25 protein-coding genes are annotated in these 25606 nt (G+C 28.3%); 13 read left to right on the top strand and 12 right to left on the bottom strand.

The features are described 5' to 3' along the window. Positions 1-148: 148 nt before the first annotated feature. The 5 genes from hemE to B9N70_RS06150 all read left to right on the top strand — a co-directional run bounded on the left by hemE (position 149) and on the right by B9N70_RS06150 (position 5513). A complete protein-coding gene (gene hemE, locus B9N70_RS06170) occupies positions 149-1153 on the top strand; it encodes a uroporphyrinogen decarboxylase (RefSeq protein WP_085114922.1) in 1005 nt (334 codons plus the stop codon). Next, complete coding sequence (gene hemH / locus B9N70_RS06165; protein WP_085114921.1) at positions 1150-2148, top strand: ferrochelatase; 999 nt, start codon at positions 1150-1152, stop codon at positions 2146-2148. The genes hemE and hemH overlap by 4 nt, the downstream gene beginning before the upstream one ends. A gap of 3 nt (positions 2149-2151) precedes the next feature. Beyond that, on the top strand, positions 2152-2586 hold the full coding sequence (hemJ, locus tag B9N70_RS06160; RefSeq protein ID WP_085114920.1) for a protoporphyrinogen oxidase HemJ: 435 nt from the start codon (positions 2152-2154) through the stop codon (positions 2584-2586). A 68-nt stretch (positions 2587-2654) separates the two neighbouring features. Next, positions 2655-3923: a transcription termination factor Rho gene (gene rho / locus B9N70_RS06155; protein WP_085114919.1), complete on the top strand. Its 1269-nt coding sequence runs from the start codon at positions 2655-2657 to the stop codon at positions 3921-3923. Positions 3924-3941: 18 nt separating this feature from the next. Continuing rightward, the gene (locus tag B9N70_RS06150; protein ID WP_085114918.1) at positions 3942-5513 is read left to right on the top strand and encodes a tetratricopeptide repeat-containing sulfotransferase family protein; all 1572 of its coding nucleotides are present in this window, start codon (positions 3942-3944) and stop codon (positions 5511-5513) included. A 21-nt stretch (positions 5514-5534) separates the two neighbouring features. Here the strand turns inward: B9N70_RS06150 and B9N70_RS06145 are convergent, their stop codons facing one another. Further along, positions 5535-6368 carry a sulfotransferase domain-containing protein gene (locus B9N70_RS06145; protein WP_085114917.1) on the bottom strand — a complete coding sequence of 278 codons (834 nt, stop codon included), beginning with the start codon at positions 6366-6368 and terminating at the stop codon, positions 5535-5537. A gap of 42 nt (positions 6369-6410) precedes the next feature. Between B9N70_RS06145 and mnmE the strand changes: the two genes are divergently transcribed. The 5 genes from mnmE to B9N70_RS06120 all read left to right on the top strand — a co-directional run bounded on the left by mnmE (position 6411) and on the right by B9N70_RS06120 (position 12030). Next, complete coding sequence (gene mnmE, locus B9N70_RS06140; RefSeq protein ID WP_085114916.1) at positions 6411-7742, top strand: tRNA uridine-5-carboxymethylaminomethyl(34) synthesis GTPase MnmE; 1332 nt, start codon at positions 6411-6413, stop codon at positions 7740-7742. Between the two features lie 117 nt (positions 7743-7859). After that, positions 7860-9731 (top strand): tRNA uridine-5-carboxymethylaminomethyl(34) synthesis enzyme MnmG, encoded by a 1872-nt coding sequence (gene mnmG / locus B9N70_RS06135; RefSeq protein ID WP_085114915.1) that lies wholly within the window; start codon positions 7860-7862, stop codon positions 9729-9731. After that, positions 9731-10375, top strand: a complete 645-nt coding sequence (gene rsmG / locus B9N70_RS06130) for a 16S rRNA (guanine(527)-N(7))-methyltransferase RsmG (protein ID WP_085114914.1) — start codon at positions 9731-9733, stop codon at positions 10373-10375. The genes mnmG and rsmG overlap by 1 nt, the downstream gene beginning before the upstream one ends. 21 nt (positions 10376-10396) lie before the next feature. Then, positions 10397-11191: a ParA family protein gene (locus B9N70_RS06125; RefSeq protein WP_085114913.1), complete on the top strand. Its 795-nt coding sequence runs from the start codon at positions 10397-10399 to the stop codon at positions 11189-11191. Next, positions 11191-12030: a ParB/RepB/Spo0J family partition protein gene (locus tag B9N70_RS06120; protein WP_085114912.1), complete on the top strand. Its 840-nt coding sequence runs from the start codon at positions 11191-11193 to the stop codon at positions 12028-12030. Before B9N70_RS06125 ends, B9N70_RS06120 begins: the two co-directional genes overlap by 1 nt. Here the strand turns inward: B9N70_RS06120 and holA are convergent. The 4 genes from holA to B9N70_RS06100 are packed head-to-tail and all read right to left on the bottom strand — an operon-like array spanning position 12017 to position 16534. Beyond that, positions 12017-13012 carry a DNA polymerase III subunit delta gene (gene holA / locus B9N70_RS06115; RefSeq protein ID WP_085114911.1) on the bottom strand — a complete coding sequence of 332 codons (996 nt, stop codon included), beginning with the start codon at positions 13010-13012 and terminating at the stop codon, positions 12017-12019. The two genes, B9N70_RS06120 and holA, sit on opposite strands and share 14 nt — an antisense overlap. Beyond that, positions 13012-13467, bottom strand: coding sequence for a hypothetical protein (locus tag B9N70_RS06110; protein WP_085114910.1), 456 nt, complete (start codon positions 13465-13467; stop codon positions 13012-13014). Before B9N70_RS06110 ends, holA begins: the two co-directional genes overlap by 1 nt. After that, positions 13467-16007: a leucine--tRNA ligase gene (gene leuS, locus B9N70_RS06105; RefSeq protein WP_085114909.1), complete on the bottom strand. Its 2541-nt coding sequence runs from the start codon at positions 16005-16007 to the stop codon at positions 13467-13469. Before leuS ends, B9N70_RS06110 begins: the two co-directional genes overlap by 1 nt. A gap of 14 nt (positions 16008-16021) precedes the next feature. After that, positions 16022-16534 (bottom strand): DUF3576 domain-containing protein, encoded by a 513-nt coding sequence (locus tag B9N70_RS06100; protein WP_085114908.1) that lies wholly within the window; start codon positions 16532-16534, stop codon positions 16022-16024. Positions 16535-16735: 201 nt separating this feature from the next. Here B9N70_RS06100 and B9N70_RS06095 point away from each other — a divergent pair, with 201 nt between their 5' ends. Next, complete coding sequence (locus B9N70_RS06095) at positions 16736-17710, top strand: porin (protein ID WP_085114907.1); 975 nt, start codon at positions 16736-16738, stop codon at positions 17708-17710. A gap of 30 nt (positions 17711-17740) precedes the next feature. Here the strand turns inward: B9N70_RS06095 and B9N70_RS06090 are convergent, their stop codons facing one another. After that, positions 17741-18298 carry a thiamine phosphate synthase gene (locus B9N70_RS06090; RefSeq protein ID WP_085114906.1) on the bottom strand — a complete coding sequence of 186 codons (558 nt, stop codon included), beginning with the start codon at positions 18296-18298 and terminating at the stop codon, positions 17741-17743. Here B9N70_RS06090 and B9N70_RS06085 point away from each other — a divergent pair. Continuing rightward, the gene (locus tag B9N70_RS06085) at positions 18293-18946 is read left to right on the top strand and encodes a YggS family pyridoxal phosphate-dependent enzyme (RefSeq protein ID WP_085114905.1); all 654 of its coding nucleotides are present in this window, start codon (positions 18293-18295) and stop codon (positions 18944-18946) included. The genes B9N70_RS06090 and B9N70_RS06085 overlap by 6 nt on opposite strands. Here the strand turns inward: B9N70_RS06085 and B9N70_RS06080 are convergent. Continuing rightward, positions 18943-19437: a L,D-transpeptidase family protein gene (locus B9N70_RS06080; protein WP_085114904.1), complete on the bottom strand. Its 495-nt coding sequence runs from the start codon at positions 19435-19437 to the stop codon at positions 18943-18945. The genes B9N70_RS06085 and B9N70_RS06080 overlap by 4 nt on opposite strands. 17 nt (positions 19438-19454) lie before the next feature. On the opposite strand from B9N70_RS06080, the gene B9N70_RS06075 reads away from it, so the two are divergent. Next, entirely contained in the window at positions 19455-20012 is a 558-nt protein-coding gene (locus B9N70_RS06075; RefSeq protein ID WP_085114903.1) for a winged helix-turn-helix domain-containing protein, read from the top strand. A gap of 35 nt (positions 20013-20047) precedes the next feature. Here B9N70_RS06075 and B9N70_RS06070 read toward each other — a convergent pair whose 3' ends face one another. The 5 genes from B9N70_RS06070 to dnaK are packed head-to-tail and all read right to left on the bottom strand — an operon-like array spanning position 20048 to position 25547. After that, entirely contained in the window at positions 20048-20977 is a 930-nt protein-coding gene (locus B9N70_RS06070; RefSeq protein WP_085114902.1) for an adenosine kinase, read from the bottom strand. 1 nt (position 20978) lies between these two features. After that, positions 20979-21632, bottom strand: a complete 654-nt coding sequence (gene nth / locus B9N70_RS06065; protein WP_085114901.1) for an endonuclease III — start codon at positions 21630-21632, stop codon at positions 20979-20981. Next, positions 21632-22408, bottom strand: a complete 777-nt coding sequence (dapB, locus tag B9N70_RS06060; RefSeq protein ID WP_085114900.1) for a 4-hydroxy-tetrahydrodipicolinate reductase — start codon at positions 22406-22408, stop codon at positions 21632-21634. Before dapB ends, nth begins: the two co-directional genes overlap by 1 nt. 39 nt (positions 22409-22447) lie before the next feature. Beyond that, positions 22448-23581 carry a molecular chaperone DnaJ gene (gene dnaJ, locus B9N70_RS06055; protein ID WP_085114899.1) on the bottom strand — a complete coding sequence of 378 codons (1134 nt, stop codon included), beginning with the start codon at positions 23579-23581 and terminating at the stop codon, positions 22448-22450. A gap of 28 nt (positions 23582-23609) precedes the next feature. Further along, a complete protein-coding gene (dnaK, locus tag B9N70_RS06050; RefSeq protein WP_085114898.1) occupies positions 23610-25547 on the bottom strand; it encodes a molecular chaperone DnaK in 1938 nt (645 codons plus the stop codon). Positions 25548-25606 lie beyond the last annotated feature (59 nt).

Genomic DNA, 25606 nt, shown 5'->3' with positions numbered 1-25606 from the left:
AATTAATTAATTTTTCAAAATTACCCCGTTTATTGTTAATTTTTGAAAAAATAATCACTTTATAAGTTGTAAAAAAACAGTGCGTAAAAATTAATTATCGTAATCCACGGGATATAATACTAATACAATCTAATATATTAATATTTATATGACTCCTATTAACAAAGTAATACTTGATAAAAATACTAGTATTAATCCTATATGGATTATGAGACAAGCAGGTAGATATTTACCTGAGTTTAGGGAAATAAGATCAAAAAATAAAGATTTTATCAAATTATGTTTGGATGAAAATTTATCATCTGAAATAACTTTACAACCCTTAAAAAGATTTAATTTGGATGCAGCTATTATTTTTTCAGATATCTTAATGTTACCATATGCACTTAATCAAAAAGTAGAATTTAAAAAAAACTTTGGTCCAATTTTGGGAGATTTAGATATTTCTTTAGCTTCAAAATATGATGAAATTGATTTTATTAGAAAGATATTCCCAGTTTATAAAGCAATAAAAAAAGTATCTAATAATGATTTATTGAAAGAAAAAAATACAATTGGTTTTGTTGGTGCTCCTTGGACTTTGTTGGTTTATATTTTAAACAAACAATCTCCTAAAAAAAAAATAAAAGATAATTTTTTTAAAGACCAATTTTTAATAAATAGAATTCTAGATTTGCTAGATAAGTTTTTAAAGATTCACATTAAAAATCAAATTGAGAACGGTGCTAATATTATTCAAATTTTTGATAGTTGGGCTGGTTTATTAGAAGGAAAAGATTTGCCAAATTATGTTTATATTCCAACATTAAGTTTAGTTGATTATGTTAAATCTTTAAATATTCCGGTAATATGTTTTCCACGAGGGATTTCTAATTATAAAAATTATTGTGAAATAGTAAAACCAGATGTGATTGGAATTGATTATGATATAGATCCTAAAAAAATTATTAAAGAAATAGATATACCAGTACAAGGTGGATTAGATCCCAAAACATTATTAACTGATAAAGAAAATTTAAAAAAACAAGCAACAAGATATTTGAAAATATTTAAAGATCATCCTTATATATTTAATTTAGGCCACGGGGTTTTACCAGAAACAGACCCTAATATGATGGAGTATTTAGTTAATATAGTAAAAGATTTTAAATGAAACCGAATTTAAATCATCCAAAAGTTAATTATGGAAAAACAGGTGTTTTATTAGTTAACTTAGGAACACCAGACTCCACTACATGGTTAGATATTAGAAAATATTTAAAAGAATTTTTATCGGATAGAAGAGTAATAGAAGTTAACCCGATACTTTGGCAAATTATTTTAAATTTATTTATTCTAACCTTTAGACCTTCAAAAACGGCTAAAGCGTATAAAGAGATCTGGATGAAAGAACAAAATATGTCTCCACTTCTTTATTACACACAACAACAAACAAAAAAAGTTTCTAAAATTTTAGCCAATGAAAATTTAATAATTGATTTTGCAATGCGTTATGGAAATCCAAATATTAAAAGTAAAATTTTAAATTTACATCAACAAGGTTGTGAAAATTTAGTTATTTTACCTTTATATCCTCAATACGCATCTGCTACTACCGCAACAGTTTGTGATGAAGTTTATAGGACGTTAATGAAAATGAGATGGCAACCTTCTTTAAAAATTATTCCTCATTATGAATCTGAGCCCTTGTATATAGATGCTTTAGTAAATTCTATTAATAAAAGAATGAGCGAAATAAGTTGGAAACCAGATTTAATAATCGCATCTTATCATGGGATACCAAAAAAATATTTTGATAAAGGTGATCCTTATCATTGTTACTGCTATAAAACCACAAGGTTAATTTCTGAAAAATTCAAAACAATTGAAATGAAAACAACTTTTCAATCAAGATTTGGACCTCAAGAGTGGTTGCAACCATATACTGACAAAACACTGGAAAGTTTACCAAAAGAAGGAAAAAAAAATGTCCTTTTAATATCTCCTGGATTTTCATCTGATTGTGTAGAAACATTGGAGGAGATATTAATTCAAGGCAAAGAAAGCTTTATTAATTCTGGTGGTGAAAATTTTGACATGGTTCCGTGTCTTAATGATAACGATGATCATATTTTAATGATAAATTCTTTAATTAAGAAAAATATTTAACCAATGAATGCTTATTTTTTTTTTAAATCTTTACACTTAATTTCTGTTATTTCTTGGATGGCAGGACTATTATATTTACCTAGAATATTTGTTTATCATTCTGAAAACATGAATAAAGAAGAAATCTGCACTGTGTTTAAAACTATGGAGAGAAAACTTTACAATTATATTATGATGCCAGCCATGTTGTTAAGTTGGATATTTGGTTTAGTTCTGATTTCATATGTTGGAATTGAAACACTAAGTGCTAAATGGTTACAAATTAAGTTAGTTTTGGTAATTTTATTATCAATTTATCATTTTTATTTAAGATCACTTCTTTTGAGTTTTAATGAAAATAATAATACAAAATCCTCGAAATTTTTTAGGTGGTTAAATGAATTTCCAACATTATTGTTAATTATCATTGTCTTTATTGTTATTTTTAAACCTATCTAGAGTTGAAATTTGATTAAAATAAACTATATTAAAACAATCTAAAAATTTCTACTAAAATCCTTAAATTTATGAACATTCAAGAATTAAAATTAAAGACTTCTGAGCAACTTATTTCACAGGCCGAAGAGCTTGGAATTGAAAATGCCAGTACGCTGAGAAAACAGGAAATACTTTTTGCAATCTTAAAAAAAGTTGCTGAGAAAGAAGAAATAACTGGAGCTGGGGTTTTACAATTACTTCAAGATGGTTTTGGTTTTTTAAGAGCCATGGAGTCTAATTATTTACCAGGACCCGATGACATATATGTAAGCCCCAGTCAAATTAGAAAGTTTGGATTAAGAACAGGCGATACGGTGGAAGGACCTGTAAGAGCACCAAAAGAAGGTGAAAGATATTTTGCTTTATTGCAAGTGAGTAAAATTAATTTTGAAGAACCTGAAAATTCTAGACATAAGATTGCATTTGATAATTTAACTCCATTATATCCAGACAAACAATTAGTTATGGAAATTGAAACATCTAAAGTAGAGAAAAAACCTGACTTAACTTCGAGATTGATTGATTTAGTAAGCCCAATTGGAAAAGGCCAGCGATCGATAATAATTTCACCTCCAAAAGCTGGTAAAACCATGATTTTACAAAGTATCGCAAACTCAATAGCAAAAAATTATCCTGAATGTTACTTGATTGTTTTACTTATAGATGAAAGACCTGAAGAAGTTACTGACATGCAAAGAACTGTAAAAGGAGAAGTTATAAGCTCGACATTTGATGAACCTGCACAACGACATGTTGCTGTTGCAGAGATGGTTATTGAAAAAGCAAAAAGATTAACAGAACATAAAAAAGATGTTGTTATACTTTTAGATTCAATCACCAGACTTGGGAGAGCCTATAATGCTGTTATACCAAGCTCAGGTAAAGTCCTAACCGGTGGTGTTGATGCTAATGCATTGCAAAGACCAAAAAGATTTTTTGGAGCAGCAAGAAATATTGAAGAAGGTGGTTCACTTACAATTATATCTACAGCTTTAATTGATACGGGAAGTAGGATGGATGAGGTTATTTTTGAAGAATTTAAAGGCACCGGTAACAGTGAAACAGTTTTAGATAGAAAAATTGCTGATAAAAGAATTTACCCTGCAATTGACATAACTAAATCAGGAACAAGAAGAGAAGAGCTTTTGTTTGATAAAAATGATCTACAAAAAATGAATGTTTTAAGAAGAATTATCGCTCCTATGGGCACTATGGATGCTATTGAATTTATAAGTTCAAAATTGAAAGACACAAAAAATAATGCTGAGTTTTTTAATTCAATGAATAAACCTGCCTAAAATTTCTAAAATTTAGAAATGGATTTTGTTAAAAAAGCCACAATACTTCAAAAATATTTATCAGTAGGCAATTTTAAAAAAGTTATTGAAGGATGTAAAATTTTAAATAAAAAATTTCCAAGAAATCCTTTTGTTATTAATTTAATGGGTATGGGTTATCAAGGATTAAACCAGCACAATCAAGCAATCCATTTTTTCCAAGCATCACTAAATATCAATCCATCCAATATTGCTGCAATGAACAATCTTGCTAATTCTTTAAAATTTATAGGTCAATTAGAAAAAGCTGAGCAAGTTTATAAAAAAATTATTCAAATGGATCCTAATTATATCAAAGCTTACAATAATTATGCAAACTTAAAAACTACTATTAATGATTTTACAGGTGCTATAAAACTATATGAGCAAGCAATAAAAATTTCAAAAAAAAAAAATATAAACCCAAAAGATTTGATGCTTCAGTTATCTGATGCATTTCAAAGTGTTAATGAAGTTGAGAAGTCACAAAAAATTTTAGAAGATATATTAAAGATTGATGAAAAGAACTCTATTGCAAATAAAGCACTAGGAAATATCTATAAATATTCTACAAAAAAAAAAGAAACTATAGCTCATTTATCAAAGATGGAGCAAATATTAAAAAACAATAACCTGGATGACTATCAGAAAACTAATTTTTTATTCGCTATAGGCAAGGCTTATGATGACCTTAAGGATTTTAAGACTGCAAGCAAATTCATAAAACTAGCAAATCAAAATCAAGAAAAAAATATAAAATCGAATTTAGATCAAGAAGTAAAAATCATGAATAATCTTCAAAAAATTTTTAACGATATAGATATAAATAAAATACATAAAAGTTATTCAAAAAAAAAAGTAATTTTCATTTGTGGTATGCCTCGATCTGGAACAACACTTACAGAACAAATAGTGGCATCACACAATAAAGTTATCGGTGCAGGAGAGTTGGTTTTTTTACACAATATTATTCATGAAAATTTTTTTAATAAACTGGAAATTAAAAAAAATCATTTAGTAGAAAAACAAAATGATTATAAAAATTTCTTAAATGAAGAATATTTTAGTAAATTAAAAATCTTTAATTATGAACAAGAAATAATAACAGATAAAACACCTCAAAATTTTAAATGGATAGGATTCATAAAGATCTTTTTCCCAAATTGTAAAATTATTCATATAAAGAGAAACCCAAAAGAAATATGTTTATCAATATTTAAAAATTATTTTACTTCTTCTTTAATGAATTGGGCTTACAACTTTGATGATATATTGAATTATTATCATAATTATAATTCATTAATGGATTTTTGGTATTCTAAGCTACCAGGCTTTATTTATACCCTTGAGTATGAAAATCTTATTACAAACAAGAAAGCTGAAATAGAAAAATTATTAGATTTTTGTGACCTTGAATGGGATGATAATTGTTTAAATCATCACTCTAATAATAAAACTCCTATTAAGACTGCAAGTATTGCTCAAGCAAGAAACCCTATATATAATTCTTCTTTGAGTTTAAGCGATAGTTATAAGCCTTATTTTAAAGATTTCTTTAATAAATTAGATTAGTTTTTTATTAGTTAAAATATATTACAAATAACCTAGTTCTTTCATTTCAAAAAAAAATTTTGTTTCCACTTCAGCTTGAATTTTTTTATCTAAATATTCTTTAAAGTTATTTCTTGATCCTAAATTAAAAAATTTAATTTTCTTATTTGTTTTGCTAACTATACTTTCATTAAATCCAATTTTATCCTCTAAATCTTGTAGATTTTTAAACGAAGTAGATTTAATAATATTATTTTCTTTGTAGTTATCGATTTTAAATTTAATAAATTTTTCTAAAAATAATATTATTTTTTTTAATTGTTTTTTTGGGTCGAGCAAAATATCTTCATATCTTAATAAAAGTAAATTGTTATTTTTTTTTGTCCAAAACTTATAGTGCTCACTCCATGATCCTAATAAAGTTACCACATCATGCTCATATGATTTATCTTTATTAATTAATACTCGTCCACCTAGTACTATATTTTTAGCCTCTTCTATTGTAACCGAAAAATGGTTTGATATTGAACCAATGACATTTCTTGGGTCTCGAATAATGTAAATAGTTGCAGCAGTGTTATCTTTGTTTGTAAAAGAATATCCATCTAGATTGCAATTTATTTGATGTGTTTTTAGAAATTTGGGCTCATTATCCAGGTTTATTTTGTCCTGGGCTAATACCCAATATTTTTTGACAGAATGAATGTTTCCAATATCTTTTGTAAACTCTATAAAGTGTTTTCTAAGTGGAAATTGATCAATTTTTTTTATCAAGTCAAAGTTAAATATTCCATCATCACTATAAACTAACGCTGAGATAATTGATCTTACCCACGTATTTCCACTTTTAGGGAAAGAAGATATCCAAATAATCATTAAATATATGCTAATATTAAATTATAAATTTTGGAAATTAAAATGACAATTTTTGCACTCTCAACAGGACCTGGTATTTCTGGTGTTGCTATAATTAGAATTTCAGGAGAAGGATCATCAAAAGTAGTTGAGTCTCTAACTGGCAAAAAAGTTCCTAGGCCAAGAGTAGCAACATTAAGAAAAATCAGGAAAATCAATACTTCTGAGCTTATTGATGAAGGTATCATACTATGGTTTCCTGGGCCTGAGAGCTACACAGGCGAAGATATGGCTGAAATTCAAGTTCATGGGAGTAAAGCTGTAGTAGACGCACTCCATTTTTCTATTTCTCAAATTGAAAATTGCAGATTAGCAGAGCCAGGTGAATTTACTAAACTTGCATTTCAAAATGGAAAAATAAATTTATTAAAAGCAGAAAGTATTGCAGATTTAATCTCATCGGAAACTGAAATTCAAAGACAGCAAGCAATCAAAATTATGAATGGAAAAGCTGCTGATCAATTTAATTTTTTAAGAGAAAAACTGTTAAAAATTTTGTCACATGTCGAAGCTAAAATCGATTTTCCTGATGAAGATTTACCAAACAATATTATGGATGAAATTAAAAATGATTCAAATGAAGTTATTAAAAAAATTGAAAAGATTTTAAATGATCAAAAAGTTGGAGAAAGAATTAGAGAAGGTTTTAAGATTGCAATCCTTGGACCTACTAATGCAGGGAAATCCAGCTTAATAAATTATTTATCAAATAGAGATGTTGCGATTGTTTCTGAAATAGCTGGTACTACAAGAGATGTAATTGAAACACATCTTAGTATAGATGGCTATCCCGTAATAATATCTGACACTGCAGGAATAAGAGAATCAAAGGATGAAATAGAAAAAAAAGGTATAAAATTATCTTTAAATAGAGCTGAAGAAGCAGATTTAAAGCTAGTAGTCGTAGAAGCAAAAAGCCCTGATTTTACTGATGTTTTGAAGGGTTTATTAGATGAAAATGCAATTTTAGTTATAAACAAGTCTGATCTTTTAGAAAAAGAAATTGATTTAGAAATAAAAAATATTAATCATGTTTTAATCTCAATTAAAGATAACAAAAATATTGATGAACTAATTTCAAAAATAAAAAATAATTTAAAAAATAAATTTATAACTAGTGATGATATTTTAATTACTAGAGAAAGACATAGACAACATTTAGAACAGTGTTTAGATCATTTGAATAACTTTAATCAAAAAAACGAAATAGAAGATTTTGATAAAGCAGCAGAAGATTTAAGATTAGCTACTAGACATTTAGGTATGATCGTTGGAAAAGTTGATGTAGAAGAGATATTGGGTAGTATTTTCAACGATTTTTGCATCGGTAAGTAATCCCCTTTTTTCCTTGATTTTTAGACCTTTTTTAAAAAAACTGTTGATAATTAATGTTTATTTACAAAAAAAATGAGCCTGTCTTGTAAATTATGTATTCACATATAAATTCAACTCATGAAAAATGATTTGTCATTTGATGTAGTTGTAATTGGTGGTGGTCATGCAGGATGTGAAGCAGCTGCAGCTTCTGCTCGATTAGGTGTAAACACCGCCCTATTCACTCATAACATAGAAACGATTGGTGAGATGTCATGTAACCCTGCAATAGGTGGTTTAGGTAAAGGTCATTTAGTTCGAGAAATAGATGCATTAGACGGTGTTATGGGAGATGTTGCAGATAAATCAGGCATACAATTTAGATTATTAAATAGAAGTAGAGGGCCAGCTGTGCGCGGACCAAGAACTCAATCAGATAGAGCACTATACAGGAAATTTATGCAAGAAAAACTTATAAACTATTGTAATTTAAGCATTTTTTCTGATCCTGTAATAAACTTTATTTTTAATAATAATACTACAAATGGTATTGAAACAAAAGAAGGTAAAAAGGTATCATGTAAAAAGTTAATACTAACAACAGGAACTTTTTTAAATGGTTTGATTCATATAGGTGATGAAAGAACACCAGCAGGAAGGTATGATGAAAAACCTTCAACAGGTTTAAGTGAACAATTAGCAAAATATAATTTTAAAATTGGAAGATTAAAAACTGGGACGCCTCCCAGGTTAGATGCAAGAACGATTAATTTTGATAATCTTGAGGAACAATTTGCAGATGATGATCCTTATTTTTTTTCCTTCTTAACTAAAAAAAATTTGAACAAACAAGTGTCATGTCGAATGACTTATACAAATGAGAAGGTTCATAAAATTATAGAAAAAAATTTATCCAAAAGTGCAATGTATTCAGGTAACATAAAAGGAGTCGGCCCAAGATATTGTCCATCTATAGAAGACAAGATAGTAAAATTCGCAGATAAAGTTCGTCATCAGATTTTTTTAGAGCCAGAGGGGCTTAACGACCACACAATTTATCCAAATGGGATCTCCACATCGCTCCCAGCTGATGTACAAAAAGAAATATGTAGCAATATCAATGGTTTAGAAAATGTTAAAATTGTAAGGCCAGGATATGCTATAGAATATGACTATATAGATCCACGTGAACTATTCTTGACCCTTGAAACAAAGAAGATCAGCAATTTATATTTGGCTGGACAGATTAACGGAACGACAGGTTATGAAGAAGCAGCCGGACAAGGACTTATAGCTGGTATAAATGCAGCTTTATCTGTTAAAAATTCTGAGCCTTTTATACTTGATAGATCTGATGCTTACTTAGGAGTAATGATTGATGACTTGGTTACAAAGGGAGTGGCAGAGCCATATCGAATGTTTACATCAAGGGCAGAATATCGATTAAGTTTGAGAGCGGATAATGCGGATCAAAGATTGACAGCTAAGGGAATAGAGATCGGGTTAATTGGAAAAGATAGAAAAGCAATATTCCTAGATAAATTTCATAAAATTGAAAAAATTAGTTCAAAAATGAGTAAATCTAGCATTTCCCCATCTAAAGCTGAAAAATTTGGAATTAAAATAGCGAAAGATGGAATTTTGAGGTCTTCAAATGAAGTTCTAACTCAAAAGAACGTAAATATGAGTAAAATCAGAGAAATATGGCCTGAAATACCATATTTTAGTGATGAAATAGATGAACAAGTAGAAATCGATGCTCATTACAGGGGATATTTAAAGAAGCAAAAAGCTGATATTTTAGCTTTTAAGAGGGATGAGAACTTAATTATTCCTGATAAAATAAATTATGATGTGCTTTCAGGTTTATCTAATGAGGTAAAAGCCAAATTTAAAGAAATAAGGCCTAAAACTATGGGTCAAGCGCTTAGAATTGATGGAATAACTCCTGCAGCAGTATATATTTTGTTGTCACATCTTAAAAGAAAGTCTATTAAGCATATAGCTTAATGGATCAAGAAATTTTAAATTCTTACTCTAAACTCAATGATTTAAATGTTTCACGTGAAACATTTTTAGACTTTGAAAACTACATATCTTTAATTATTGAAAAAAATAAACAAATAAACTTAATTGGTCAAAATACAGCCAAAAAAAACATGTTAATTGAGCGTCATATTATTGATTCAGCGCAAATAATTGATTTTGTTGATTTAAATAGCAATACAACTATAGATCTGGGTTCTGGCGCAGGTTTTCCGGGTATAATAGTGGCAATTATATTAAAAAATATGAAAAATGAAATGAATGTTCATTTATATGAAAAAAGCTACCATAAAAGCCATTTTTTAAAAAAAGTTTCAGAAAAATTAAATTTAAATACAAAAGTTTTTCAAAAAAATATTTTTGAGACAAAAAATTTAGAGACTGGAACAATTATGTCAAGAGCATTTAAACCTATGCCTGTTGTTTTAGATTTAGTTTATGAGAATTTTTCGAAATATAAAAATTTAATTTTCTTTATGGGTAAAAGTGGGAAAAAAATTTTTGAAAATTCTAAAAAAACATGGAAGTTAGAATATTTAGTAAAAAAAAGCTTAACAAGTAAGGATTCATTTTTAATAAATATAAAAAAGATTGAAAAAAAAAATTAAAAGGATTTTAAATTAAATTGAATGCAAATTATTTCTGTCATAAATCAAAAGGGTGGGGTAGGAAAAACTACAACAGTAATAAATCTTGCAGCCGGGCTATCACAACTTAATAAAAAAATTTTAGTTATAGATCTGGATCCTCAGGGAAATGCAACTACGGGCCTTGGATTATCTAACATGGATAACTCAAGTGATACAATTTATGGGGTCTTGAATGGAACTAAAGAAATTTATCATGTAATCAAGAAGACGAATTTTGAAAATTTAGATTTAATAACTTCCAATGTGGATTTATCAGGTCTAGAAGTTGAAACAGCTGAAGATTCAAATAGAGCTTTTATTTTAAAACGTAAATTAGCCTTATATTTAAATGATTCTAGAGGATCTTATGATTATATACTTATTGACTGTCCTCCTTCTCTCAGTCTATTAACTGTTATGGCACTTGTTTGTTCAAGCTCACTATTAGTGCCTCTGCAGACAGAATTTTTTGCTTTAGAGGGTTTAACTCAGCTTATGAAAACAATTGAAAGAATAAAAGTAAGTTTAAATCCAGAATTAAAAATCAGAGGTATACTTTTAACAATGTATGACAAAAGAAATAAACTATCTTCACAAGTTGAAAAAGAAGCAAGAGATTATTTTAGCGAAAAAGTTTATTCAACTGTAATACCAAGAAACGTTAGATTGTCAGAGGCACCATCACATGGAATGCCAGTTTTAATTTATGATAAATTTTGTCCAGGAAGCAAATCATATTTCAGCTTTACCGACGAATTTATAAACCAAGAGACAACTGTTGGAAGTGCCGCTTAATGGAAAAAATAAAAAAAGGGCTAGGTCGAGGACTATCTTCATTGATAGGAGAAGTAAAAGTTTCGACTCAAAAAAATCATTTACCAATAAGTGATTTAGTTCCAAACAAATATCAGCCAAGAAAAATTTTTGATAAAGCTTTTTTAGAGGATTTAACAAATTCAATAAAAGAAAGAGGCGTTATCCAACCAATCATAGTTAGAAAATCTAGGCACGATGCTTCTAAATTTGAAATAATCGCAGGAGAAAGAAGATGGCTTGCAGCTCAAAGAGCCGGACTTCATACTGTTCCAGTAGTTATTACAGAAGCTGATGATCTAAAATCTCTAGAATTTGCTATTGTTGAAAATGTTCAACGACATGATTTAAATTCACTCGAAGAAGCAAGGGGTTATAAACGATTAATTGACGAATTTTCATATGATCAAGAAAAAGTTTCTAAATTTATCGGTAAAAGCAGGAGCTATATTGCCAATGCTCTTAGAATATTAAATTTACCTAATGATATTTTAAAATTAATTGAGGAGCAAAAATTAAGTGCAGGCCACGCAAAAATTCTAGTTGGTTTAGAAAATGCGAGTTTTATTGCAACTAAGATTGTTGAAAAAAAACTTTCTGTAAGGCAATCTGAAAACCTCGTTAAAACTTTTAAATCAAAGATACAAAAAAAATACATAAAAGACCCCAATATTAAAGATCTTGAAAATAAAACTACTGAAAGAATTGGGTTAAATGTCGAAATTAAGAATAATAAACAAAATAAAGGCTCTCTAATATTTCATTATAGAGATATAGATCAACTCAAAAAAATAATTGAAATAATATCTAAATATTATTAGTTTTTTTTATAGCTTTCTCATAAATAAAATTAATTAACATATATCTAGAAACATCACTTTTTTGTTTAACATTTAATTCTAAAGAATTTATTTCATAAAATAATTTTTTAATTTCATTTTTAGACCATGTTAAAATTTGTTTTTTTACAATTTCTTTCTCTTTCCAAAATATTGGAGGTCTGAAAGAGTTAATTGTTTCTTCCAGGTTATCTTTCTCATTATATAATTCTATTAATTTAATTAATTTTTTAATCTTATTTATAAAAGTTCGAATGATGACAATGATATCTTCGTGTGTAATTGTATTGTCATTTAAAATTGTTTTAACATTAATTTCATTTCTAGTTAAACAACTATTAATCAATTCATTAAATTCATGCTCTTGATTTAAATTTACAAGTTTAAATACTTGTTCATTTGTGATTTTTTTATTTTTTGAAAATAAAGTTATTTTTTCAATTTCTTTTAACAGGTGAGTTCTATTACCATTAGATTTTTTTATAATGTGATTAATAATTTCTCTCGAAAGTGAAATATTATTTTCTTTTAAATGTTGGTAAGCAATTTTTGATAAACTAATTTCATTGTCTGGGTAAAATGGAACACATACATAAAATTTATCTTTTTCAAAAAAATTTCTTAATTTTGATTTTTTATCTAAAACATTAGCATTTAGAATCAATCTCAAATTTCCAAGATCCTTTGAGATTAGCTCATTTATTATATTTAGAATCTTATCTGTAACATTTTTGATAATTATGAATTTTTCATTTTCAAAAAAAGAATGATTAAAAATAGCTGAATAAAAACTTTCTAAATCAGATAAAACATCCTTTTCGTCATACTTAATTTTTTCTAATTTTTCACTTTTTCTGTATAATTTATTAATCTCCTCTTCCTTTTGCCCTTCATTATTCCCATAGAAAAGAATTATATTTGTTTTAATATCAATATTATTTAAATTAAAGGACTTAAGAATCATCAATTAGTTAAGAGTTTAGTCCTCAATTTTTCAGAAATTTGTTCAGCTAAATTTTTTTTAATGGTATTCTCGTAATTACTTTGATCATAATTTTCTTGTAAGTTTTTATAAATAAATTCTTCATTTAAAACTAAAGATAATTTTTTCTGTTCATTTTCTACCCCAAAGTTTGATGTTACTGATAGTTTATAATCCGTAGGTGACCCAAACTTATCTTTTGCTAATACAACTTTATTGAACTTAGATTTAATCTTAATTTTATAAATATCTGAATAAAGTTTTTTTTGATTTCTCTTTAAATTGTTAATAATTAATTTATTAATTTGTTGATCGCCTTCCATTTCAATAAATTCAAATCTTATATCTTTTATTTTTGAATTATTATAAATTGGCTCATATTCACAAGATGCTAGTAAAATTAAAATAGTTAAAATTAGAATAATTTTATTTTTCATTAATTGATAATAATATTTATTAGTTTATTTGGAATAAAAATGATTTTTTTAAATTTTTTATTAGCAATATATTTATTGATGTTATTATCTTTTTTTACAGCTTCAACTAATTGTTTTTCAGAACAGTTGGTTTCGTAATTCAAAAGACCTCTTTTTCTTCCATTAATTTGAATTACGAAGTTAACATTTTTTTCTTTTAATAACTGTTCATCATAACTTGGAAATTCAAATGGTCCTTTTATATTAAGTGTTTTTAAAGCTTCGTTCGCAATATGTGGAATTACTGGCATTATGGATATTAATAATTTTTTATAGTTTTCAATAAATAATTGATTAAAAAAAATTTTTTCAGAATTTTTAAATAAGAAAGAGTATAATTCATGAATGTTAGCCACTACTACATTATACTGAAAACTTTCAAGATTATTTTTCATTTTTTTAATAAAATGATTTGTAAACTTTTCAAAATCTTTGTTTTTTTCTTCATTAATATTATTTTTAATTTTTTCTAAAATTTTTGTATGAAGTAACCAAAATTTTTGAATAAATTTATAGCACGAAACAATTCCCTCCTCAGACCATTGAACATCTTTTTCTGGAGGACTATCAGAAAGAATAAATAGTCTTACAGAATCGGCCCCATAATTTTCAATTATTTTTTGAGGATCAATAGTATTTTTTTTAGATTTAGACATCGACTCAGAGGAACCAACTTTTACCTCTATTTTTTTATTTTCCTTTAAATATTTTTTGCCGTTGATCTCAATAATTTCCTCAGGACTGAGCCACTCGCCATTTTGATCTTTGTATGTTTCGTGACAGACCATTCCCTGAGTAAATAATCCTTTGAAAGGTTCGGTAATATCAAAGTTAGTATTTTTGTATGAAAGAGCCATCATAAAAAATCTTGAATATAACAAATGAAGAATTGCATGTTCTACTCCACCAATATATTGATCCACTGGCATCCAATATTTAATGTCCTCTCTTGTAAAACCATAATTTTCATTGTCAGCTGAACAAAATCTTAAAAAATACCAAGAAGAATCAACAAATGTATCCAGGGTATCTGTTTCTCGAGTATAATTTTTCCCGTCAATTTCTACTTTTTTCCACTCGTTTATAGTGTCCAAAGGATTTCCTGTGGTTTTAATTTTTTCTATTTCTGGGAGTTTAACGGGTAACATTGTCTGTGGTATTTTATGAGGATTGCCCTCATCATCATATATTATTGGGATTGGGCAACCCCAATATCTCTGTCTTGATACTCCCCAATCTTTTAATCTATAGTTAATTTTTTTTTGACCTAAACTTTTTTCTTCTAAATATTTAATTGTTTTATTAATAGATTCTTTAGGACATTCGAGACCATTTAAAAATGATGAATTTATTATGTAGCCAGATCCTGTGTATGCTTTTTTATCTACTTTAAAATTTTCTTCACTAATCTCTGGTGTTACTACAGTTTTAATTTCGAGATCATATTTTTTTGCAAAATCAAAATCCCTTTGGTCATGTGCTGGACATCCAAAAACAGCACCAAAACCATAGTCCATGAGAACAAAATTTGCGAAATAAACTGGAACCTTAATTTTATTATCAATTGGATTAATAGCTAATAAATCAGTCTTAAATCCAATTTTTTCTGCATTTGCTATAGATTCTTCTGTAGTACCCGTTTTTGAGCAATTTTTTTTAAATTCAATAAACTCAGGATCTTGTTCATAAAACTTAGCGATAGGGTGATCAACAGATAAAGCTAAAAAAGACATTCCAAATAAAGTATCTGGTCTGGTTGTAAAACATTCTACATAATCAATATTTTTTTTACTTTCTATCTTAAATTTTATTTCACATCCAAAAGACTGTCCAATCCAGTTCTTTTGCATTAATTTTACTTTTTCAGGCCATTCATTCAGAGTATCTAAATTTTGTAATAATTCTTTTGAAAATTTAGTAATTTTAAAAAACCATTGATTTAATTTTTTTCTTTCAATAATAGCTCCTGATCTCCATCCTTTACCATCAATTACTTGTTCATTTGCTAATACTGTTTGATCTATCGGATCCCAGTTAACATATTGTTCTTTTCTATAAACAAGGCCCTTGTCATAAAGTTCAAGAAAAAATTTTTGTTGGTGTTTGTAATATTCTGGTGTGCATGTTGAAATTTCTCTTTCCCAATCAATTGAAAGTCCAAGCATTTTTAACTGCTGTTTCATATTTGAGATGTTTGATTCTGTCCAGGATTTAGGGTCTAAATTGTTTTGTCTAGCAGCATTTTCTGCTGGCATACCGAAAGAATCCCAGCCCATAGGATGAAGCACATTATAACCTTGCAGTGTTTTGTATCTAGCAAGAACATCACCAATTGTATAATTTCTAACATGCCCCATATGAATTTTTCCCGATGGATATGGAAACATTTCTAGGCAGTAAAATTTTTTCTTATTTTTATTTAATTTAGTTTTAAAAGATTTGTTTTGTTCCCAATAATTTTGCCAAAAATCTTCAATTAACTTGAAATTGTATCTGTCCACAAATTTAAAATTATTTAGTTTTTATCTTTATTTTGAGCTTTATAGATACTAGCTTTTTTTAGAATTTGTTTTTTTAATTCATTGTTTAAATTAGTTTTGCCTTCTGAAACCGAACAAATATTTTGGGTGTCACATTTTTTAAAAAATATTTTCAAGTCAACAGCATCTGATCTAATTTCATTTGATAAAAACCTTACTGTGATTTTTAAACTCTCAGATAAATTTTCATTATCAGAATACCAATCAGTAACTATTATTCCACCACTGTAGTTAGCAGTAGTTAGAGGCATAAAATCAATGGTATCTAAAGTTGCTCTCCAAAGTTCATTGGAGCTCGCGAATTCAAAATTTGTACCTTTATTCTCGACTGCATCCATCAATCTAAAACCTCTACCTTCATCCATATTCTTTTTTACTCTTAGTTTTGGATCAGGGGGAAACTCTTTAGCGTCAGTCGGTCTATAAAGACCACAGGAGTTTAATGATATTAGTAATATGAATAATACAAAAAATTTTAAAAGTTTCATGAATTCTGTTAAGTTAGATATTTAATAAACTAAAAACTTTATCTAACATAATAAAAATTATAATTATTGATTATAAATGTGATATTTTTGCAACAATGACACTAAAATATATAAAAAGTAGGTAAAATATAGAAAATGTTAATTAATTTCTGGTAAGTATGTCCTGTTTATAATTATAAATAATAACAACGGAGTAAATTTATGAACAACTTTAAAAAAATCGGGTTAACAGCTTTAGCTGGAACTCTAGCTGCATCAGTAGCACAAGCTGGCACATTGTCAGTAAGTGGTAGTGCAGAAATTAACTATCAAACACATGGTGATGGATCTGCAACAGGAAATCCTTTTTCAGATAACCAAACTATGACTTTTTCTGGTTCAGGTGAATTAGATAATGGTTACACAGTTAGTTACTCAAACACACTAACAGGCGGTGCTGGAACAACAGTAAACTTTACTGGAAGTTCAGTTGCAATCGATATGGGTGATGCTGGAACAATCGGATTATACGGTGATAATTCTGATGGTGCTGGTATTTCAACTTACCAAGACGTTGTACCAAATGCAGGTGAGCAAGTTTGGGATGACACTGGTGTATCTTCACACGGTGGTATCAATAACGGTATTGTTGATGAAGGTGTAAGAAACAACATTGGTTACAAAGTTTCTGCAGGAAACATTACAGCTTCTGCATCATGGGCAAAAGCAGCTGATGGTGGAGAAGGTTCAGTAGTACTTGTATACGATAATTTAATTGATGGAATGTCAATTGGTTATGGTGTTGGTGAAACTCAAGAAGCTGCAACTAACTCAAACACTACAGACTTAACAACTATGTTTGTTAAGTATACAATGGGTGCTGCAACTTTTGGTGTTCAGCAGTCATCTGTAGAACCTACAAATGGTGCTGGTACAACTGTAGCAACAACTGATAAAGATAGATTGCACGTCGGTGTTTCATTTGCAGTTAACGAAAACTTAAGTGTTGCTGTAGGTCAATCAGATCTTGAGTTTGATGCGGCTGGTTTAGTTGATCAAACAGATTCTGGTATTTCTGCATCATACACAATGGGATCAACAACAGTTGGTCTTGTACACAACAAAACATCAGATGCTGCTGGTGTAAGTGGTGATGACTATGATGTTTCAGAAATCAAATTATCTTTCGCATTCTAGAAAGTAATAATTTTTATTCATAAAAACGGCCTAAATTATTTTTAGGCCGTTTTTTTTTGCCCAACTTATAGATGCAAAACCATTTAATTTAAGCAATTTAAGTTTTTTATAATTTTTTTCATTCACTCCACCAAGAGCAATAAAAGAAAAATTTGTTTTATATGATATTAAATTAAATTTAATAACACCTAAAAATTTTTTAGTTTTTTTAACTTTAAATAGTGGTGATAAAAAAATTTCTTTACAGCCTTGTAATTTTTTAATTCTAATTTCTTTTAAATTATGAGCAGATCCAATTATATTAAATTTTTTTGTTAAATTAAACATGCTAGTATAGTTTAATCTGTGATTAAATGATGGAATATAAATCCCGTCTAGCCCAAGTTTAAGAGAAAGCTTTAGATCATTAGATAAGAAAAGACAATTGCCATTTTTTCTACAGAATAATTTAAGCTTTAATAAATTGTTTGTGTGATTAATATTTTCATAATTTCTATATATAATGTTAATATTTCTACCTAATTTAGACAATTCTGATAAATTATAATCACTAACATAACAATAAATTTTAGGTATTAAATTTTGCATAAAAGTATTACTAACTTATCTTCTATAAAAGAACAGATAAAGACAAAATTTAATCAAACAAATAATCTTAATATCATTGCTGTAAGCAAAACTTTTTCTATGACACAAATAAAACCTTTGTTAAAGCACGGACATCTTCATTTCGGTGAAAACAAGATTCAAGAAGCTATCGATAAATGGACAAACATTAAAAATGATTTTGAAAATGTAAAATTACATATGATAGGAAAATTACAATCAAACAAAGCAAAATTTTTGATTCCATTATTTGATTATTTACATTCATTAGATAACGTCAAATTAGCCGAAAAAATTGCTAATGAACAAGTAAAACTAAAAAAAAAAATAAAAATTTTTATACAAGTAAATATTGGTTATGAAGAACAGAAAAATGGAATAAAAATTAATGAACTTGAAAGCTTTTATACAACTTGTGTAAATCAATTTGATTTAGATATCTTAGGCTTAATGTGTTTGCCACCTGCTAAAGAAGATGTACGAACTTTTTTCAAGAAAATGAGAGAACTTAATCATTCTTTAGGGCTTAACGAACTAAGTATGGGGATGTCGTCTGATTACTTAGACGCTATAGAATTTGGTTCAAGTTTTATTAGAGTTGGATCTAAAATTTTTGGATCTAGAAATTAATAAATTTTAATTTTTGTATCCTTATTAATAATTCTAAGCAGAATTAAAAAATCATTTTCTTTCAAAGCAACACATCCAGCAGTTGGCTTATAGTTTTTTGTTAAATGAATAAAAATACAACTTCCTAAATTAGGGATTGTTTTTTTGAAGTTATATTTTATTGGAATAATATAATCATATTTATAGTCTTTTCTTTTTAACTTTTCATGCCGGATCTTTTTTTTAATTCTAAAGAGTTTATTATAAATTTTAGGAAATCTACTATCATTGCACCAACCCATGTTTGCTTTAATTTCTATACAGTCAAGTGATGTTAATGGTCTTTTTTTACGATCTTTTCTATAATAGATATTCTCTATACCGAATGTTCCTTTAGGTGTTTTTTTATCACCTTCTTTTTTATATTTTGTAGAGCCTTTTTTTCCGATACAACATTGGAATTTAAAATCTTCCACTTGAAGAGTATGTTTGTTTTTTACAAAAATTGTCATATTCTATTTTTACAAAAATGAATAATTTAGTAATATATAAATCTAGCTCATTATACGATATTCTTAAAGAAATTAGCTCAGATTTTAATTTCAAAATCGAATTCATTGATGAGGAGAATAAATTAAATGTTAAACTAAAAACTCTTAAAAATTATTTAATTCTCTCGAACAAAAAATATCTTGATATCAATGATCTTATTGTTTTGTACGATTTACCAATGAATATTTTTAAACTAGTTGAGAAAATAAACACTGAATTTTTAAAATTACAATATAGCAAACAATCTAAAATAAGATTGAATGATTATATTGTTGATTTAAACTCAAGAGAGATATCCTCTAAAACTAACAAAGTTAAATTAACTGAAAAAGAAATTGATACGATTATGTATTTGCTAAATGCAAATAAACCTGTTGCCATTGATGAGTTGCAAAAAAAAATTTGGAATTATCAAAATGAGATTGAGTCTCATACAGTTGAAACTCACATTTATCGCTTAAGAAAAAAATTTTTAGATATTTTCAATGATAATAAATTTATTATAAGTGAAAAAAATGGTTATAAAATTGAATAAAAAATTTACTTAGTAATATTAAATTTGAGGTCTTGTTAAAGCCTTGCTCCTATTTGCTGTATAACTCTAGAAGACATTTCAGTACCCTTTTCAAGACAATCTATTAAAGGTGATTTATTAATAAAACTATGTAGAAACCCTGAGGCAAAAAGATCTCCTGCACCTGTAAGATCAACAATTTTTAAATTTTTTCTTATATCAATTTCAACGATTTCCCGATCTTTAATTGCAATTGCCCCTTTTTCACCTCTAGTTATAACTATTAATTTTTTCATTTGTTTTGCAAAAGAAACTACTTCATCAAAATTTTTGGCATCAATTAATGAGGTCATTTCTTGATCATTAGCAAAAGTTATATCTAGTTTATTTTTGACTAGGTCTAAAAAATGAGATTTGTGCCTATCTACACAAAATTGATCAGAAAGTGACATTGCAACTTTGTTCGCAGATAAAATAGCTTTATCGAATGCTTTTTTTGGCTCTCCTTCATCCCACAAGTAGCCTTCTAAAAAAACTATTTCACTTTTTTTAATCACATTAGAATTGATATCACTATCATTAATTTTTCCAGCAGTTCCAAGAAACGTGCACATTGTTCTTTCAGAGTCAGGTGTGACTAATATTAAACAAGTTCCTGTTGGTAATTCTTCTTTTTTCTTTGAATAGAAAAATTCTATTTTTTCTGATTTTAAACCCTCCTCGTATTTAATACCAAATTCATCATCAGAAATTTTACCAATGAAGCCAACAGTATTACCAAGTTGGGCTAGACCAACTATTGAGTTAGCTACGGACCCTCCAGAAATAGTTCTTTCAACTTTAAGGCCAGTTATTAATTTTCTAAATTCATATTCATCGAAAAATAGTTTCATAGTACTTTTTGTAAGACTATTCTTGGTGATAAATTCATCATCAACTTTACAAATGACATCTACAATTGCATTTCCTATTCCTATAATTCTCATACTAAGCCTTTTTAGTAATAACAGGTTTTTTTCGATTTGGATAGCAGGCTCTACAAATTATACAATCTAAACCATGGCAATCTCGAGCTTTACAATATTCTCTTCCATAAAAGATTATTTGCAAGTGTAGTTTAGACCAATATTTTTTAGGAAATATTCTTTTTAAATCTTTCTCTGTTTGAACAACATTTTTTCCATTTGTTAAGCCCCATCTTTGTGCGAGTCTATGAATATGAGTGTCAACCGCAAAGGCTGGATAGCCAAAACCTTGAGACATAACTACGCTAGCAGTTTTATGACCTACACCAGGAAGCCTCTCTAATTCCTCAAAAGTTTTAGGTATTTTGCCTTTATGTTTTTCTAAAATCTGTTTTGACATTAAGTAAATACTTTTTGCTTTAACTCTATAAATACCTATTTTTTTAATTAATTTTTCAATTTTTTTTCTTCCTAGTTTTACAAAGTGTTCTGGTTTGAAATATTTTGGATATATATTTTTTGTTACATTATTTACATTTAAATCTGTACATTGAGCAGAAAGAAGAACAGAAACTAATAAAGTAAAAATATTTTTACTTTTTAAAGGTATTGGTGTTTTTGGATAAATCTTATTTAGATTTTTAATTATGATTTGTGCTTTCTGCTTTTCATTCATTATGAAAAATTAAGCAAATCTCTCATAGAATATAAACCTGGTTTTTGTCTCATTATCCATCTAGAGGCGGACAATGCTCCATCAGAGTAAAGCGCTCTGTCAAAGGCCTCATGATTTAATGTTATAATTTCCTTTCCACTTGAGAATTTCACTTCATGTTGCCCAATAATTTCACCTTTTCTTATTGAATTAAAATTAATTTTTTTTCCATAGGGGAAAGATTTTTTGTTTAAAAATTTTTTACCAATCAAATTATATAAATTTTTATTCTTCCCTTTCGCTATTCCTTTTCCAAGCATTAAGGCTGTACCTGAAGGATAGTCTTTTTTATGTCTATGGTGTGTCTCAAGTATTTTGCTCAAATATTTATGATTTAGTGACTTTGATGCAATTTCAGTTAAATACATTAACAAATTTATACCTAAGCTCATATTGCCAGCTTTTAAAATAGGTATCTTTTTTGAATATTTTTTTATTTGATTTTCTTGGCTTCTGGAAAATCCTGTAGTGCCTATAACAACCTTTTTTTTAAGTTTTGAAGCTATTTTAAGTATATCAAGAGTGCAGTTTGGAATTGTAAAATCAATAATCACATCAGTTTTTTTGAAAGCTTTTTCAGAATTTAATTCTGGCTTAATATTGTTAAATTTTTTATTTATTAATCTATTCTCTGTAAGTGTAACTAGTTTAAAGTCTTTATTTTTTTTTGAAGAATTTATCAGTTGTTGACCCATTCGTCCAAGACAGCCTGAAATTGCTAAATTAATCTTTCTCATTTATGAGAATTTATAACTATCTTTTATCTTAATTAAAGCTTAGTTTTTCCAAAAACTTTTAGCCTTTTTGAAAAATTGTCTAATACTAGGGTTAGACTTTTCGTTCTCAATTTTTCTAAATTTTTCTAATAGTTCTTTTTGTTCATTGTTAAGAGAAACCGGTACTTCTGTATTTATTTGAACATATAAATCACCATCTCCACTTCCTCTCATATAAGGCATACCTTTACCCTTTAGTCTAAATTGTTTACCTGATTGTGTTCCTTCTGGAATTTTTATTTTAGCTTTACCCCCATCAATAGTTGGTATTTCAATAGTTGTACCTAATGCAGCATCTGCTATAGAAACTGGACACTCAAAAAATAAATTTTCATCTGATCTCTTAAATAATTCATGAGATTTAACATTTATAAATAGATATAGATCACCATTAGCTCCACCTCTAGAGCCAGCTTCACCTTTTCCTGCTAACCTAATTCTAGTTCCATCATCAACACCTTTTGGAATAGTTACATTGATTTTTTTTGAAGTTTGTTTGTTTCCATTTCCGCTGCAATCATTACATGGATTAGTAATTTCTTCTCCGCTACCAGAACATTGAGGGCAAGTTTGTTGTACAGTAAAAAAACCTTGATTGGATCTAACTTTTCCATTTCCACCACAATAGGTGCATCTGTCAGGAGAGAAACCAGGTTTTGAACCACTACCCTTACACGTTTCACATTTATCAGAAGATGAAAATTGTATATTTTGTTTTTTTCCTGAATAAGCTTCTTCAAGTGTTATCGATAAATCATATCTTAGATCTGAACCTCTATTATTTGAGTTTCGTTTATTACCTCTTCTTCCACCTCCAAAATCTCCAAAAAAATCCTCAAAAATATCTGAAAAATCTGATCCACCAAATCCTCCAAAGCCACTAAATCCTCCTTGGCCACTACCACCATTTTCAAAAGCAGCATGTCCAAAATTATCATAATTCTCTTTTTTGCTTTTATCAGAAAGAATACCATAGGCTTCACTTGCCTCTTTAAACTTATCTTCAGCAGTTTTGTCGCCAGGATTTTTATCTGGATGATATTTGACTGCTAACTTTCTGTAAGCTGATTTTATATCTTCTGGACTGGCACTTTTATTGATACCAAGAACATCATAGTAATCTCGTTTAGCCATTAGTTTAATCCAGACGACTAAATGTTATTTAAGCACTTTTTTCTTGATTGTCTTCTTTATTTTCTTCTTTTACTTCCTCAAAATCAGCATCAACAACATTATCATCTTTTTTATCTTTATTTTCTTTACCTGCATCTTTTCCAGCTTCAGAACTTGCACTTTGTTGAGCTTTGTAAATTGCCTCACCAAGTTTCATTGAAGCTTGAACTAATTCCTCTGTCTTTTTTTTAATATCCTCGATATCTTCACCTTTTAAACTTTCTTTAAGGGAGCTTGAAGCATCTTCTATAGCTTTCTTTTCAGCATCAGAGACTTTTGAGCCATGTTCTTTAAGATTTTTTTCAGTAGAGTGAATTAAAGTGTCAGCTTGATTTCTTACATCAACTGACTCCCTTTTCTTTTTGTCAGCTTCTTTATTAGCCTCAGCATCTTTAACCATTTTTTCAATTTCTTCATCACTAAGTCCGCCTGAAGCTTGAATTTGTATTTTCTGTTCTTTTCCTGTACCTTTGTCTTTTGCTGAGACATTAACAATTCCATTAGCATCGATATCAAAAGTAACTTCAATTTGAGGCACACCTCTTGGTGCTGGAGCTATTCCAACTAATTCAAAATTACCTAATATTTTATTGTCAGCTGCCATCTCTCTTTCACCTTGAAGAACTCTTATTGAAACAGCTGGTTGATTATCCTCAGCTGTAGAGAAAACCTGACTTTTCTTTGTAGGTATTGTTGTATTTTTTTCAATTAATTTTGTAGAAACACCTCCAAGTGTTTCAATACCTAATGATAAAGGTGTAACATCCAGAAGAAGAACATCTTTAACATCTCCTTGTAATACACCTGCTTGAATTGCTGCACCCATAGCAACAACTTCATCAGGGTTGACACTTTTATTTGGTTCTTTGCCAAAGAAATTTTTAACTTCTTCTACTACTTTTGGCATTCTGGTCATACCACCAACCATAACTATTTCATCAATTTCACTTGCAGTTATGCCAGCATCTTTTAGCGCTGTTTTGCAAGGAGGCATAGTTCTGGCTATCAGTTCCTCTACTAAAGCTTCAAGTTTTGCTCTAGTCATTTTTATATTTATGTGTTTTGGACCAGTTTTATCAGCTGTAATAAAAGGTAAATTTATGTCAGTTTGTTCTGCTGATGACAACTCTATCTTTGCTTTTTCAGCAGCTTCTTTAAGTCTTTGAAGGGCCAATTTGTCTGATTTTAAATCTATTCCATTATCTTTTTTAAATTCTGAAATTAGGTATTCAACAATTGCATTATCAAAGTCTTCACCACCTAGGAAAGTATCTCCATTAGTTGATTTAACTTCAAATACACCATCACCCAGTTCTAATATTGATACATCGAATGTACCACCACCCAGGTCATATACAGCAATTTTTTTATTTTGTTTTTTATCCAAACCATATGCCAAAGAAGCTGCAGTTGGTTCGTTTATGATTCTTAAAACTTCTAAACCAGCAATCTTACCAGCATCTTTTGTTGCTTGTCTTTGTGCATCATTAAAATATGCTGGTACAGTTATTACTGCTTTTGAAACAGTTTGACCTAAATATTTTTCTGCAGTTTCTTTCATTTTTTGAAGAATAAAAGCAGAGATTTGTGATGGAGAATATTTTTCTCCTTTTGCTTCAATCCAGGCATCTCCTTTTTCAGAATTAACAATTTTAAATGGAGCAGCCTCAACATCTTTTTTCACAGTTGGGTCGTCAAAATTCCTTCCAATTAATCTTTTAACTGCAAAGATTGTATTTTCAGGATTTGTTACAGCTTGTCTTTTAGCTGGTTGACCAATTAGCTTTTCACCATCATCAGTAAATGCAACAACTGAAGGTGTGGTTCTTGCTCCTTCGGCATTTTCTAAAACTTTTGGCTGGCTACCTTCCATGATAGCAACACACGAATTTGTTGTTCCAAGATCTATTCCAATTATTTTGCTCATAATATTATTTTCTCTCTTTCTTCATATAGGGGTTAAATCTATTTCTACAAGTTGATCTA

It is taken from the genome of Candidatus Pelagibacter sp. HIMB1321 (assembly GCF_900177485.1).
Lineage (GTDB): Bacteria > Pseudomonadota > Alphaproteobacteria > Pelagibacterales > Pelagibacteraceae > Pelagibacter.
This window is presented reverse-complemented; position numbering and strand designations above follow the sequence as displayed.